Here is a 14,420-nt window from a genome sequence, read left to right on the forward strand (position 1 = left end):
GTTCGGGATCTGGTTCATGCGTCTCTCCTCGACAGGATATATTTCGCCGCATTCATCCCCGGCACGCCCGAAATGCCGCCGCCCGGATGGCTGCCGGCACTTGCCAGGTAAAGACCGGCGAGCGGCGTGTCATAGCCCGAAACCGCAAAAATCGGGCGGTTGAGCAGCATCTGGTCGACCTGCAATTCGCCGTGATGCCAATGACCGCCCGGCATGTTGTAGCGCGCCTCGATATCCGGCGGCACCAGAAGTTCGCTTGATTTGACCAGCGCGCCGATGCCCGGCGCATAACCTTCCAGCACGGCCATGATCGCCGCCAGGAATTTGGGCTTGCCGCTCGCCCAGCCCTCGCGCAGGTCGTAGGGCGCATATTGCACCACGGCCGACAGCGTCGGCGGCAGCGAAGCATCGAACAGGCTCGGCAGGATGATCTCCATCACCGGATCGGCGGAGAACTCGCCATATTTCGACGGGTTGAACGCTTCCTCGACATGGCGCACGCCCCGCGCGATCACCAGCCGGCTCCTGAGATTGGAGGGCAGTACGCCGGTGAAGTCCGGCAGTCTGTCCAATGTCAGCGTCAGCCGGGCGGCATCGCCCTTGCTGCGCACGTGCTTCATGCTGCTCGCGAGATGCGTGTCGATCTCGCCCGGCGCGGTCAGTTTCCTCAGCGTCGTCGCCGGATGGATGGCCGAGACGATCGCCTTGGCGGAAATCTCCTCGCCGCTTGCCAGCACGACGCCGGTCGCCTTGCCGCGCTCCGAGACGATCTTCGCCACCGGCGCGTGGAAACGGATCTGGGCGCCGGCCTTGACGGCCGCCTGCTCCAGCGACCGCGCCACCGCCGCCATGCCGCCCTTGGGCACGAACTGGCCGCCAGCGGCGCCATTCGCCTCGCCAGTCAGGCGATAATAGAGGCCGAGCAGCGATGTCGGAGAGCGCGGACCAAGATGGATGCCGAGCGTCGCATCGAACGAGACGAGCCCCTTCAGCCGATCATCCCTCAGATATTCGTCGGCGATATCGGCAACATTCATCAGCAGCATACGGGCGAAATCGCGCGCCTCGTCACGACCGTGACGGATCACGCCAAGGCCGGTCAGGCCGAGATCGATCAGGTCGCTGAAGGCGATCTCACCCGGACGCGGCGGCCGGCGGCCGAAAAACCGCTTCAGCATGGTCGCCTGCATCAGCAGCTTCTTGCGCATCTCGCCCCAGGCTTTGGCCTCGTCGGCGCCGACGCCCTCGACGGTTTCCCCATAGCCGCCGCGCAGGATGGCCGGGCCGCGTTCGGGATCGAGCACCACGGAGGGCAGCAATTCGCCAGCGAAGGCGCTGGCATCGACGCCGAGACCCTTGGTCACCTCTGGCGACAGGCGGTTGATGACATGGCCGAGACCGATGGCGCCGCCAGCCTTGTCGGAGGCTTCGAGCACCAGCACCTTGCGGCCGGCCTTGGCGAGGAAACCGGCGGCCACAAGCCCATTGTGCCCGGCGCCGATGATGATTGCGTCAAAGGATGTCATGGGCGGGGCTCATATGTTCGCGGGATTTCTTGAGGTCACGGAGGATTTCGGCCGCCGCATTGCGGCCCGGCGCGCCCATGACGCCACCGCCCGGATGGGTGGAGGAGCCGCAGATATAGAGCCCGTCGATCGGGCTGCGATATTGCGCATAGCCAGGCACCGGCCGGTTGAACAGCAGCTGGTCGAAGGTCAGTTCGCCCTGGAAGATATTGCCTTCCGTCAGCCCGACTTCGGCCTCCAACTCGCGCGGCGTGCGCACTTCCATATGCAGGATACGATCACGGAAACCCGGCGAATAGTCCGCGATCTGGCTGACAACGCTGTCAGCAAAGGCATCGCGGTCGGCATCGGTCCAGTCGCGGCCCTCGACCTTGGGCGGGCAATATTGCACGAAACAGCTCATGAAATGTTTTCCGGGCTCGGCCATGGTCGGGTCGAGCGTCGTCGGGATCATCGTGTCGAGGAAGGGATCGGCAGACCAGCGGCCGGCCTTCCAGTCGTCATAGGCCCGCTCCATCCGCTCCACCGTATCGGTGAAATGCAGGTCGCCCTTGATGCAGGTGGAATTCTCAGGCAGCGCCGGAAATTCCGGCAGGCCTTCGAGCGCGATATTCACCTTGCCTGACGACCCCCGCATCTTGAAATGCTTGACCCGGTGGACGAACCTTTCCGGCAGTTCCTTCTCCTCGACGAGCTTGAGGAAGGTGCGCTTCACATCGGCATTGGAGACGACGAAATTGCCGCGCACTTCCGTGCCATCGGCAAGCGCCACCCCTTCCGCCTTGCCGTTTCGGACGATGACCTGGCTCACTTCGCTGTCGGTCAGGATCGTGCCGCCGGACGCCCGGAAGGACGAGGCGAGCGCCCGCGTCACCGCCCCCATGCCGCCGCGGGCATAACCCCAGGCGCCGACCGAACCGTCGACCTCGCCCATATAATGATGCAGCAGCACATAGGCCGTGCCGGGCGACATCGGCCCGAGCGCCGTGCCGATAATGCCTGATATCGCCAGATAAGCCTTGACCACATCGGTCTCGAAATATTCGTCGAGGAAGTCGGAGATCGACATGGTCCAGAAGCGCAGCGTCTGGGCCAATTGCTCGGGGCTGAAATCGCCGATCTTCCTGGCGAGGAACATCAGCTCGCCGAGATCGCGCGGCTTGAACGAAAACGGATCAGGCGCGGTGCGCATCAAGAGCGGCTGGATGAAACGGCATTGCCGCGTGACGTCGCGGGCATAGCGCTCATAGGCTTCGGCGTCGCGGGCCGAATAGCGGGCGAATTCGCGGCGGTGCTGGTTGTGATCGCGATAGCTGGCGAGATAGCCACCCTCGCGCGTCAGCACCGCACCGCCCTCATAGGCGACGATCTGTAATCCATGCTTCGGCAGTTCGAGATCACGCATGATCTCCGGCCGAAACAGCGAGCAGACATAGGAACAGTTGGAATAATAGACCCCCGGCGTCAGCTCGCGGCTGACCGCGGCACCACCCACCCACGGGTTCTTTTCGACCACCGCGACATTCAGCCCGGCGCGCTGCAGATAGCAGGCCGCGACCAGTCCGTTATGCCCGCCTCCGATCATCACTGCATCATATTTTGGCATAGCGCTCCCCATCCATTGCCTGGAGATTTGCCATGAAAAGCATGATCTTGTCCAGTTATTTTGAATGAACATTCAGCAAGAATCTTGCAATTGACTGAAAATGCGATAGGATTTCTACTCCTCTGAACGGCGGAGAATGGAGAGACCGGGATGACCGAGGATGCGCCTGAATACGACGACGTGCATATGCGCTTCCTGGAACTGCTCTGGGGCGACGGCTATCTTTCGCCCGGCGGACCGGCGGAGGTGGAGCGCGTGCTCCGGCATGTCGATCTCACGGGCAAGCGCGTGCTCGATATCGGCTGCGGTTCGGGCGGCATCACCCTGTTCATCGCCAGGCAATTCCAGCCGGCCCGGATCGTCGGCTTCGACGTCGAACTGCCGGTCATCGAAAGCGCCCGCCGCCGCGCCGCCGAAGCCGGACTGGCCGATCGCGCCGAATTCACCCAAGCGTCCCCCGGCCGCCTTGCCTTCCCGGACGAGAGTTTCGATGTGGTCTTCTCCAAGGACGCTATGGTGCATGTCCCCGACAAGGACGCGATCTTCGCCGAGATTTTTCGCGTGCTCAAACCGGGCGGCAGCTTTGCCGCATCCGACTGGCTGATCGGCCACGACGGCGAGCCGACGTCGGAAATGCAAGCCTATATCGCCGCCGAGGGCCTGTCCTTCGGCATGGCCTCGCCAAGGCGCTATGCCGAGGCGATGACGAAGGCAGGCTTCATCGATATCCGCACCGAAAGCCGCAACGGCTGGTATCGCGAGGAGGCAGCGCGGGAATTGAAACGACTGACCACCGACCTATATGACGAGGCTGTACGGCTGACCGGCAAAGCTTTTGTTGACAAGAACATAGCCACCTGGACCGCCATGCAGAAGGTGCTTGACAGCGGGGAACATTGCCCTACGCACTTGAGCGCAACGAAACCCGGCACGTGATTTGGCAAGCTGACTTGCTGGATAGGTCGCGCCAGAAATCTCTCCTGAACAGGCAACCCGGCATGAACATTGCTCCGGCAATCGAACCCGACAAGAAGAGCCGCAAGGCATCGAAGGAAACCCGACAGCAGCAGCTGATCGAGGCGACGATCGATTCGCTCGCCAAGCGCGGCTATGCCGACACCACGCTTGCCAATGTCGCCGACGGCGCAGAGCTGTCGCGCGGCATCGTCAACTTCCATTTCGAGAGCAAGGAAAAGCTGCTCATCGCGACTCTGCAATATATGGCGGACGAATATTCCAGCCATTGGAACACTGCGCTGGAAAAGGCAGTGCCGACGGCTGCGGGGCGCATGTGGGCGCTGCTCAATGCCGATTTCGACCGGAAAATCTGCACCAAGCGCAAGCTCGCCGCCTGGTGCGCCTTCTGGGGCGAGGCCAAGTCGCGCCCGACCTACCAAGCCCTCTGCGGCGCCAGCGACCTCAATTACCAGAAGACATTTGTCGACCTCTGCGCCGAGATGAAGGCCGAGGCGGATTATGCTTACGATCCCGAGCCCATGGCGCTCGGCCTCTGCTCGATGATGGAAGGCCTGTGGTTCCGGCTGATGATGAATGATGGGCTGAGCCGCGAAAAGGCGCTTGCCGCGGCAATCGAATATGCGGCGGCGGTGTTTCCGAAGCATCTGTCGACGAAGGGGTTGGTGAAGCGGTAGGGCTGCATTGAGCGTCGTCTCTGCGGTTACCCCCTCTGCCCTGCCGGGCATCGCTTTGCCCCAAACAGCCGTCTACCGCCCAGTTCTCGACTGATATTTGAGCCGATGAGCGCGCCTCCTGCCAATCTCCCCCCTTGAGGGGGAGATGCCCGCCAGGGCAGAGGGGGGTAGCCACAATCCCAGGGCCGGCCTTACCCTTTCCTTACGCCCCGCCAAAACCTTCCCGATCGAGACTTTATGCCGATCGGCCTAAAGAGATCAGCATCGACAACAACATGCTGAGTTGAGCCATGTCCCCGAATCCGGATCATCGCCGGCCGCTGTCGACGCGGATGATATTCGCGCGCCGCGAGATCGGCCGTTTCGCCGCCTTGCGCCAGCATCTGAGCGAGGAGCGGCAAAGCACCCGCCATCCGTCGAAATTCTCGCTGCTGCTTCTGATCGCACTCGCCACGATCGGCATGGTCGCCGCAATCAGCGTCATCCAGCTTGTCGAAGCGTCCCTTCGATAGCCTGGCGACGCGCGAGCAAGGGGGCTATCGCCCCCACACCCCCGAACATATTTGCAGAAGATGTAGGAAACTGCTTGGGGGCTCTTTCAGAGGGTCGGGGAACGGAGCCTTCCACGGCCAATGTCATCCATCACGCAGTAACGCAAACACGCTCCGGTATTGAGAGGTTGCAAGATTGGGAAGTCGTTCAGCTTCTTCCAACGTAAACCACTGGATCGTTGTGTGTTCATCATTCCGCACAGCAGGTTCTCCGTGCCACGACCGAAGAGCGAACACATGGAGGCAACTGGCATCGAGAAGTGTAAAAGTTCGAAGATGATGGCCCTCAAGGCCCTCGATTCCAAGCTCCTCCATCAGTTCGCGAAGAAGGGCCGACCACAAGGTCTCGCCTGGCTCAACGTGCCCGCCAATTATATCCCAGCACCCAGCGAAGGATTTATGCCTGGCCCTGAGCCCAAGCAACACGCGACCTGCGTTGACGAGTACGGCACCAACCATTTCTGCCACGGAACCCACCCGATCGCGCGATGCCGCCAGTCATCGCAGCGCCGCCCGAGTGACGGCGCTGCCCCGGGAAGACTCAGATCTTCCAGTAATCTTCCGGCTTGCCGATATAGGCGAGGTACTGCTTCATATCAGGCTCGATCATCGCCTTGACCCGGGCGTAGATTTCCGGCGACCATTCCGGCTTGTCGAAATAGACGCGGCCCTTGGCGCCGGCCTCATTCTGCTGCTCGAACTTGCCGTCGACCAGCACCGTGTCCATCGCCTCCTGCGTCGCCGGCAGGCCGAGGAATTCCAGCACTTTCTTCAGCGTGCCCGGCGCATCGCTGATCATATCCTCCATCGTCAGGCAGAGGATCTGCGCATCGGGGAAATACCGGCGGTATTCGGAAAGCCGCGCCCAGTACATCGATGATCCGACTACCAGGCCGGTCAGCGACTTTTCTTCGAGCATGCTGTTGAAATCGCCGTGACGGCCGTTCTCGTCACGGCCCTTCACATGCCGCCAATGCGAGACGACGCGGTCCATCGGCTGGCGTGACATATGGATGAGCTTGACCTCCGGCAGATAGGTCTTCATCAACAGCGGCGCAAAACGATGCGACCCCTGGCCCGACGAATAGCGGGTCGACGCTTCCATGCGGATCTTCTTGTCGACGCCTTCGCGGAACAGCCGCAGATACCAGGCCCATCCCTTGTCATATTCCATCGACAGGAATTTCGGTTCCTTGGGGCTGCTGCGGAAAATGTCGGGGTGTTTGCCGAGCGCATCGATCAGCGTCGTCGTGCCGCTCTTGGCGGCGCCGATGATGATCGCGTTGGGCAGGAACTTTTCCTTGCCTGCGATCTGGTCATGATGCTCGCCGGCAAGCCCGTCGAGAAGGTAATTCAACGAGGCCAGCATATTGGGGCTGCCACCGCGTTCCTTGTTGCCGCGTTCCTTGTTCTTGCCGCCGCGACGCCTGTTGCGTGCCGCGGGCGCAGACTCGCCGGCGACATCGGCAGCAGCGCCGGCATCCTGCCTCTTCCTGCGCTTGCGGAGCTTCTCAGTGCCTCCCGCAGCAGCACCCCCAGCGCCGGTGGACTCCCCCTTACGCTTTTTTCTTCTTACGGTTTCTTCTGGCGTGTCGGCGCTCATTGTAGCCTCTTGATTGGGAACTGACTCTCGACCGGGAGCAGTCAATATCAAAGTTGAACTTGGCATATAAGGGGTAAATGGTCGCGATTCCCGGATTTTCGGTGACGCGAATGCATTCCTCACTGGATCTCTGCGATCCGTCAGGCAGAGCGACAGGGAAACGGGACCGGACGAGCAGCGTCCGGTCCGAAGTAGCGCAATCGCCGCTTATTTGGCGTTGCAGCTCTGGGCGCTCGGCATCTTACCCTTCATCCCCGAGATCGGGATGGCGGTGAAACGCACCGATTCATTCCACGAGCGCCAGGCCAGTTGCGGCCCATCGTCGTCGCTGGCCTCGAACAGCAGGCCCACGGTGTTTTTCGACGGCGAATAGACGGCCGAGGAATAGCCGGCGCTGCCGGGATAGATCGACTCATAGGCAACATTCGATCCATTGTCCGAAGGCGCGCAGCCATTGGTCGTCGCCGGCATCAAGCCCGAAGGTTCGACATAGATGCGCACGGCCGAAAGGTTCCTGCGGTAATCGAGCCGCTTGGCGCCGCGCTTCTTCTTGTGTCCCTCGCGTCCGACACCTTCATCGGTATTCGCTAGGTTGATATGCAGCATCGATGGCGGGTTGGAACCTTCGATGCCGGCAATCGACGCCTGGGCGATGGCATCGGGGATCAGTTCGTGGCCGTTGGCCGTAATCGGCTTGTCCGCCGACCATGTGGCGCCGCCATCATGGCTGATCGAGAACATCCGCACGTTCGACGCATCGCCCTTCTTGCCGCCGACCAGCCGCAGGCTCATCACCAGCGTGTCGCCGCCCACCCAGGCCGCCTGGCGTTCGCCACCATGCTGGATTGCCTCGGCATTGCTGCAATGGAAGGTACGGCCGCCGTCATCGGTATAGAATGGCACCGGGGCGCCGGCGAAAAACAGGCGTGTTCCGCCATTGAACGGAAAGGCGACGCCATTGCCCGGCCCGACGCGAATATTGGGCTTGAACAGCTGCTGCAGCCCACGCCCATCGGCTTCAATGGTGCTGGCCGAAACCCCGAGCAGCTTTGCAGCCGCATTGGCATCGACATCCTTCCGGTAGCCCAGCGCATCCGCGATATCGGTGAATTTTTCATAGGCGTTCGGGTCGGCCTTCGCGTCATCGGCGAGGAACGGGGCAACCGCCCGCCGCAGCCCCGCATCCTTGATCAGGTCGGCAGCGCAGGCGGCATAGATTGCCGAATGCACGCGCTGCGGCTCGGACCATGTCCTGCCGCCATCCGCACTCTTGATCAGGAAATAACGCGCCTTGACGTCGCCATCCTGCAGATTTTCCGGCGAATTGACGCAGACCTCCCGGTCGCCGCATTGGGCCTGGATATTGTACTGGGTGACGAACATCAGATAGACGTCGTTGCCGACGGACACCAGACCTTGATTGCCGACGCGCACGATGCGATCCTCGGCCGGAATCTTGCTGAAGGCGGGATCGTAGATGCGCGAATTCGGGGTAGCAAGTTTTTCGCCGATCACATCGGAACTGACGATCGTGTGCTCCGACGACCAAGTCTCGCCATTGGAACTCGTCTTGCCGACCAGATCGACCGTGCCGTCGTCACCGCAGACCCGGCGGCCGCGAATGCCGCGCCTGTGCTCCACCACGGCCAGATAACCGCTATTGGTCAGCGCCAGGCTGGGAATGCGATAACAGGCCTCGTCATTCTTCCTGAAGACGATCGGCTCGTCGGCGGCAAATGCCTGCGAGGCGAAGACGAGTTCGACAATTGCCAAGAGGATCAACAGAAGTCGCATGACGGTTCCTTTCCGGCCCTTCAGTCGCGCGCTGAAGGCGGCCGGAGGCTTCCCGTCAATTTTGGCAATTTGGTGGCTGGAGCAATGGCATAGGCTGCCGCAGGGGAACAATCACCCAACCATCACCGCCGCCTTGCGCATTTCGGCATTCAGCCCGGCAATCTCGCTCTCGTGCGGCGCCTTCTCCAGCGTCATCACCGGCAGCACGGCCCGCAGGTGATCATGATGGGTGCGGACGCCATATTCGAGATCCGAGAGATAGAAGCTGGAAAACTGCTTCGACGCCATCGCCTCGTTCGACCACATGGTCAGCTGGACGTCCTCGGCCTGCGTGTCGCGGTCGATGCGGGTGGCGAGGTAACGCGCCACGCGACCGCGACGACTCTCCTCGCGATAGCAATAGACGCCGCCACGCAGCAGCGACCGACCCTTCGACAGCGGGAATTCCTGGTAGAACTGCACCGTCTCGGGCGTCACTGCGATCACCTGGTTCGGGAACATGCCGTAATAGATCCAGGCCTTCTTCAGCCGCTCCGGCAGATGCCCGGCCTCCTCGCTGATCTTGACATAGTTGCGCACGCTCCAGCGCCGCCCGGCATGCGGATTGTAGGTCGCAAACGAGCGGCAGATGCCATTGACGAAGGGCTCGTCATAATAAGTGGAGCCGTAGAGGTCCTGCAGCGCCGGATGCGCCATGGCGACGTGGTAGCCCTCATTGTCGACGTCGCGCACCGATTTCCAGTTGACTTCCGACGTCTGCGTCCAGATGCCGGTGGTCGGTACCACCGTCTCGGGCAGGTAATGGCCGAGCTCCTCGGAGAAGGGTTTCAGCACCTCGGCCACCGAGGGCTGCGGCCCCTTTTCGAAGCGGATGAAGACGAAGCCCATCCAGATTTCGAGCTCGAGCGGGATCAGGCCGAAAGCCACCTTGTCCATCGGCGGAAAGGAGTTCGGCCGCGACGGCCCGCGCAAGGTGCCGTCGAGATTGTAGACCCAGCCGTGGAACGGACAGACCAGCGCATTGCGGCAGCTGCCGTGCTCATCGGCCACCAGCCGCGAGCCGCGATGCCGGCAGACATTGTTGAAGGCGCGCAGCTGGCCGTCCTGGCCGCGCAGGATCAGCGCCCGCTCACCGACAATATCGAGCGTCAGGTAGTTGCCGGGCGCGGCAACGTCGGAGACATGGCAGGCAAGCTGCCAGTGCTCGCGGAAAATATGCTGCTTTTCGAGCTCGAACAGGGCATCGCTATGATAGGTCCAGCCGGGCAGGCCGCGGCGGTCCCAATCGTTCGGGACGGAAAGGTCACGCACCAGCTCGTTCATCTGAGGCTCCGATATTTGCTGAATGTTCATTCAAAATAATCATAATTCGCAATAGATTGCAACCGCTTGAAAGAAACGCGGACGCCTTATCGGTCGTACAAAAAATTGACCGGCCAGGATTTTTCCTGTCCGGTCAAGGAGATGCCAGGGTCCATGGCATGTGGAAAATTTTTGTTGCCGCCTTGATTTTTCAGGTCGCGCGCTCGTCGGCTTTCGCCTTTACCAGCCGAATCTGACGTCGCCGCAGCGGGATCACTGCAGCCTGTCGAGGCGTGCCAGGACGCGTAGCGCTTCGACCCGATCGGGTTCCCAGAATTCCAGCACTATTTCACCTTCGCCATTGGCGATGTGAAACGCCTCGCGGTCGAGACCGACCTCGACAAGGCGATCTTCCCAAGCCGCCTGGTCGGGGATGTCGTGGGTGAAGCGCAACGTCTGAATATATTGGGCAGCCAAGATGATCATTCTGTTCTCCACGAGGTGTGCCAAAATGATATTGCCCGATATATTTCAACAATCAAATATAAACGCCAATTAACTTTACCGACAAAATCATCCGATATTTAAAAACGCAAGTTTTTCTTGTCATAACGCAGTTTCTTTGAACAGCCAGTCGCGGAACAGGATCGCCTCTGCCTTCAGCCGCTTCTGTCCCTCCGGCAGCACGATATAGTGCGACTGGTCGATCGGCAGCGCCATGTCCACCGGCCGCACCAACCGGCCCTCGCGCAGATACGGTTCGGCAAGGTTGAGCTGGATGATCGCCGGACCGACTCCAGCCACAGCCATTTCCAGCGCCGAGACGGTCGTATCGATATTCATCCCGGCCGAAGGCGGCAGCGTCAGGCCCAGCGGCTTGACCAGCCGCTGCCAGAGATTCTCATAGCCGGTAACGTGGATGAGCGGCGCCTTGGCAAGCATCGATTTCAGCCGTGAAACATCGTCTTCGCCTTCCGCCAGGCCGGGCGCGCATACCGGCACCGCCGGCTGCCGCATCAGGATGGTCGACTGAAAACCCGGCCAATTGCCGTCGCCGAAGCGGATATCGACATCGGCAAGGTCGTCGCTCGCCGCCGGCGCCCAGACCACGGTCGAGATTCTCAGCGAAATATCCGGCCATTGCTTGGAAAACCGCGGCAGCCGCGGCGCCAGCCACAGGACCATGAAGGAGATCGGCGCACGAATCGTCAGCGTTCGCTTACCAACCGGACCGAACAACCCGGCCGTGGCTGCGGCGAGTTCGTCAAAACTGTTGCGCAGCGGCGGCAGATAAGCGGCGCCCTTTTCCGTCAGCCTGAGGCTACGCGGCAGGCGCTCGAACAGGGTGACGCCGAGATGCCGCTCAAGCGAGCGCACCTGATGGCTGACCGCGGCCTGTGTCAGGCTCAGTTCCGCGGCGGCGAGAGTAAAACTTTCATGCCGTGCAGCGGCCTCGAAGGCGCGCAGCCAGGGCAGCGGCGGCAGCTGGTAGCCGGCAAAGGGATTATGATCGTTCATCGGGCGGGCTTGCTGTGTCCGTGTCGGTTGAGATTCTAGCCAGATGTTTTCCATTTGGGAAGTTATCCTCGATCGCCGAGGATCATATCGGCAGCCTTGGCCGCCGCCATCATCACGGGCGCATTGATATTGCCTGAAACGACGCTCGGAAAGACCGAGGCATCGGCGACGCGCAGCCCTTCGACACCATGCACCCTGAGCCGCGCATCGACAGCGCCGGTCCGGATATCGGCGCCCATCCGCGCCGTGCCGCAGGGATGATAGACCGTGCCGGAACGGTTGCGGACGTCGTCGATCAACGCCTCGTCCGACAAGACGGCCGGACCCGGCTGCAATTCCTCGACGGTGATTCCGGCAAGCGAAGGCTGCGCCACCAGTCTACGGATCACCTTCACGCCTGACAGCATAGCCCTGACGTCGCTCTCGGTGCCATGGGCATTGGGACGGATCGCCGGCGCTTCGAACGGATCGGCGGCGCGGATCAGGCAGGAGCCGCGCGCCTCCGGCCGGCAGCTCGACACGCCAATCGCGTAACCGGGGAACGGGTCGGGCACCAGAAGCGGCCGCGTCCCCTTCTTGCCGGTGAATGTGGTGATTGCCTGCATATAAAGCTGCGTGTCGGGCCGTTCGAGCTCCGGCCGCGATTTGACGAAGCCGCCGCCCTGGTTGAGGCTGAGGCTGAGCGGCCCGCGGCCGCCGAAGACAAACTCCATGCCTGCCCGCATTCGTCCCATCCAGGGCCTCAGCACCTCATTGAGCGTCGGCACATTCGCCTTGAACACATAGTTGATGCCGAGATGGTCCTGCATATGATGCCCGACCGCGGGGCTATCGACCAGCACGTCGATGCCGAGCGATTTGAGATGCTCTGCCGGGCCGATGCCGGAAAGCTGCAGCAATTGCGGGCTGTTGAGCGACCCGCCGGCGAGAATGACCTCACGCTGCACCGTGATCGGCAGCCGTGCACCACCACGCATAACCTCGATGCCGCGCACACGCTTGCCGTTGAACAGGATCGCCGTCGCCTGCGCGCGCGTGAACAGGGTCAGATTATGCCGCTTCAGCGCCGGCCTGAGGAAAGCCTTGGCCGCCGAAAACCGCCAGCCGTGCTTGGTGTTGATCTGATAGAGCCCGACGCCTTCCTGGCTCTCGCCGTTGAAATCCGGATTGAGCCGGAAGCCGGCCTCGACGCCGGCCTTGAGAAAGCGCTCGGTCAGCGGATGCAGGCGTTTTCGCACATCGGTGACATGCACAGGTCCGCCCGTGCCGCGCCATTCGTCGCCACCGGCTTCGTTGGCTTCCAGCGCCTTGAAATAAGGAAAGACATCCTTCCACGCCCAACCCGGATTGCCCGATGCCGCCCAACCGTCATAGTCGCGGTGATCGCCGCGGATCCAGACCATGGCATTGAGCGAGCCGGAGCCGCCGATGATCTTTCCGCGCGGCCAGTAATCCGTCTGGCCGTTGAGGCCGGGATCGGGCTCGGCGAAGTAGTTCCAGTTGATCGACCTGTCGTAAAAGGTCTTGCCGTAGCCGAGTGGCATCTGCACGAAGAATTTCTTGTCCGACCCGCCCGCTTCGACGATCGCCACCGTGCTCTTGCCGTCGCGCGACAGCGCTTCGGCCAGCACGCAGCCGGCCGATCCCGCGCCGACGATCACATAGTCGAAGGCGAGCGCCATATCAGAGCTCAGCCGGGAAACCGGGCGCCCTGAGATCCGTACCGACGGCATCTTCCAGCAGCTTCACCACCTGCGACGACCATGCGCTGCCGCCATATTGCGACCGCGCCCGGATGAAGGTCTGCATCGCATGACTGGCAAGATCGAGCGGCACGCCGAATTCCTTGCCGAAGCCCAGCGCAAAGCCCAGGTCCTTGACCGCGAGGTCCATGGTGAAATTGATATTGTAGCTGCCGTTGAGGATAACCTGGCTCTCGGTCTCGTGCACGAAACTGTTGCCGGAAGAGGCCTTGATGATGTTGAAGGCGTCGGTCAGGTCGATACCGCCCTTCTTCGCCAGCATCAGCGCCTCGCCAGCGGCGATCAGGTGGATGAAGGCGAGCATATTGGTGATCACCTTGATCACCGCCGCCTTGCCGAGCGGCCCGGCATGGAAGATCTCACCGCCCATCGCCTCGAGCGCCGGCCTGTGCAGCTCGAACAGATCCTTGTCGCCGCCGGCAATCACCGTGATCTCGCCGCTGGCCGCCTTGTGGACACCGCCGGTGACCGGGCTTTCCATCATCCGCACGCCTTTCGCCGCAGCGAATCCCGCCAGCCGCCCGACATCATCGGAGGAAAGCGTGCTCATCTCGATCCAGGTCGCACCCGGTTTCAGACCGGCAAGGACRCCGTGCGGACCGGTCAGCACCGCCTCGGAAACCTTTGGCGACGGCAGGCAGGTGATGACAGCATCGACCTGTTCCGCCACCGCCTGCGGATCGGCCGCCCAGGCAGCACCGGCGGCAATCAGGCCGTCCGCATTCGCCCGATCAAGATCATTGACCGTCACCTTGAAGCCAGCCTTCACCAGGGAGCCAGCCAGAAACCGGCCGAGATGGCCTAGCCCGATAAATCCATAATGCATGTTCGCCCCGCACCGCTGCCGCCAGAATTGCGGCCTGTCGCCATCGCCGGATGGACGATCTCAAGTTCTAAGGGGCATAATTATTTGTGTCAAACGCGGTAAAATGCGCTAACTTGCCTGAAAGCACAAAAAAATCAGCCTCATTGCCGCCTTATCCTTTGTTTGCGATTTGGCGCAGATCAGGGTGAAAGTCGTCGCAAATTATACAGTGAGGGAATTTAGCGTCCGCTGGCGGAGCGTGGCGCTTCTGGCAATGCCGGAATTCCCGCTTAGGAGAAT

At 61.7% G+C, this 14,420-nt stretch carries 13 protein-coding genes; 3 read left to right on the top strand and 10 right to left on the bottom strand.

Translation table 11 applies throughout. The annotated features are described in order from the left end of the window. Positions 1–14 precede the first annotated feature (14 nt). Positions 15–1,526, bottom strand: coding sequence for a phytoene desaturase family protein (locus AC1D06_RS04435; RefSeq protein ID WP_477985279.1), 1,512 nt, complete (start codon positions 1,524–1,526; stop codon positions 15–17). Beyond that, on the bottom strand, positions 1,513–3,132 hold the full coding sequence (locus AC1D06_RS04440; RefSeq protein WP_477985281.1) for a phytoene desaturase family protein: 1,620 nt from the start codon (positions 3,130–3,132) through the stop codon (positions 1,513–1,515). Before AC1D06_RS04440 ends, AC1D06_RS04435 begins: the two co-directional genes overlap by 14 nt. Before the next feature lie 150 nt (positions 3,133–3,282). Here AC1D06_RS04440 and AC1D06_RS04445 point away from each other — a divergent pair, with 150 nt between their 5' ends. The 3 genes from AC1D06_RS04445 (at position 3,283) to AC1D06_RS04455 (ending at position 5,296) form a co-directional block, all read left to right on the top strand. Then, the gene (locus AC1D06_RS04445; protein ID WP_477985282.1) at positions 3,283–4,068 is read left to right on the top strand and encodes a class I SAM-dependent methyltransferase; all 786 of its coding nucleotides are present in this window, start codon (positions 3,283–3,285) and stop codon (positions 4,066–4,068) included. A 62-nt stretch (positions 4,069–4,130) separates the two neighbouring features. After that, positions 4,131–4,784: a TetR family transcriptional regulator C-terminal domain-containing protein gene (locus AC1D06_RS04450; protein WP_477985284.1), complete on the top strand. Its 654-nt coding sequence runs from the start codon at positions 4,131–4,133 to the stop codon at positions 4,782–4,784. Positions 4,785–5,074: 290 nt separating this feature from the next. Beyond that, a complete protein-coding gene (locus AC1D06_RS04455) occupies positions 5,075–5,296 on the top strand; it encodes a hypothetical protein (RefSeq protein WP_477883932.1) in 222 nt (73 codons plus the stop codon). A gap of 123 nt (positions 5,297–5,419) precedes the next feature. Here AC1D06_RS04455 and AC1D06_RS04460 read toward each other — a convergent pair whose 3' ends face one another. The 8 genes from AC1D06_RS04460 to AC1D06_RS04495 all read right to left on the bottom strand — a co-directional run bounded on the left by AC1D06_RS04460 (position 5,420) and on the right by AC1D06_RS04495 (position 14,141). Continuing rightward, a complete protein-coding gene (locus AC1D06_RS04460; protein ID WP_477985364.1) occupies positions 5,420–5,794 on the bottom strand; it encodes an NUDIX domain-containing protein in 375 nt (124 codons plus the stop codon). Between the two features lie 82 nt (positions 5,795–5,876). Then, positions 5,877–6,938 carry a sulfotransferase domain-containing protein gene (locus tag AC1D06_RS04465; RefSeq protein ID WP_477985286.1) on the bottom strand — a complete coding sequence of 354 codons (1,062 nt, stop codon included), beginning with the start codon at positions 6,936–6,938 and terminating at the stop codon, positions 5,877–5,879. Positions 6,939–7,145: 207 nt separating this feature from the next. Further along, entirely contained in the window at positions 7,146–8,732 is a 1,587-nt protein-coding gene (locus tag AC1D06_RS04470; RefSeq protein WP_477985288.1) for a sialidase family protein, read from the bottom strand. A 111-nt stretch (positions 8,733–8,843) separates the two neighbouring features. Further along, on the bottom strand, positions 8,844–10,055 hold the full coding sequence (locus AC1D06_RS04475; protein ID WP_477985290.1) for an aromatic ring-hydroxylating oxygenase subunit alpha: 1,212 nt from the start codon (positions 10,053–10,055) through the stop codon (positions 8,844–8,846). 252 nt (positions 10,056–10,307) lie between these two features. Further along, positions 10,308–10,520, bottom strand: coding sequence for a hypothetical protein (locus AC1D06_RS04480; RefSeq protein ID WP_477883939.1), 213 nt, complete (start codon positions 10,518–10,520; stop codon positions 10,308–10,310). A gap of 120 nt (positions 10,521–10,640) precedes the next feature. After that, the gene (locus AC1D06_RS04485; protein WP_477883941.1) at positions 10,641–11,552 is read right to left on the bottom strand and encodes a LysR substrate-binding domain-containing protein; all 912 of its coding nucleotides are present in this window, start codon (positions 11,550–11,552) and stop codon (positions 10,641–10,643) included. A 62-nt stretch (positions 11,553–11,614) separates the two neighbouring features. After that, positions 11,615–13,234, bottom strand: a complete 1,620-nt coding sequence (locus AC1D06_RS04490; RefSeq protein WP_477883943.1) for a GMC family oxidoreductase — start codon at positions 13,232–13,234, stop codon at positions 11,615–11,617. A 1-nt stretch (position 13,235) separates the two neighbouring features. Further along, positions 13,236–14,141, bottom strand: coding sequence for an NAD(P)-dependent oxidoreductase (locus AC1D06_RS04495; RefSeq protein ID WP_477883945.1), 906 nt, complete (start codon positions 14,139–14,141; stop codon positions 13,236–13,238). Positions 14,142–14,420: the final 279 nt, after the last annotated feature.

Source organism: Rhizobium sp. P2_G2 (assembly GCF_056403555.1).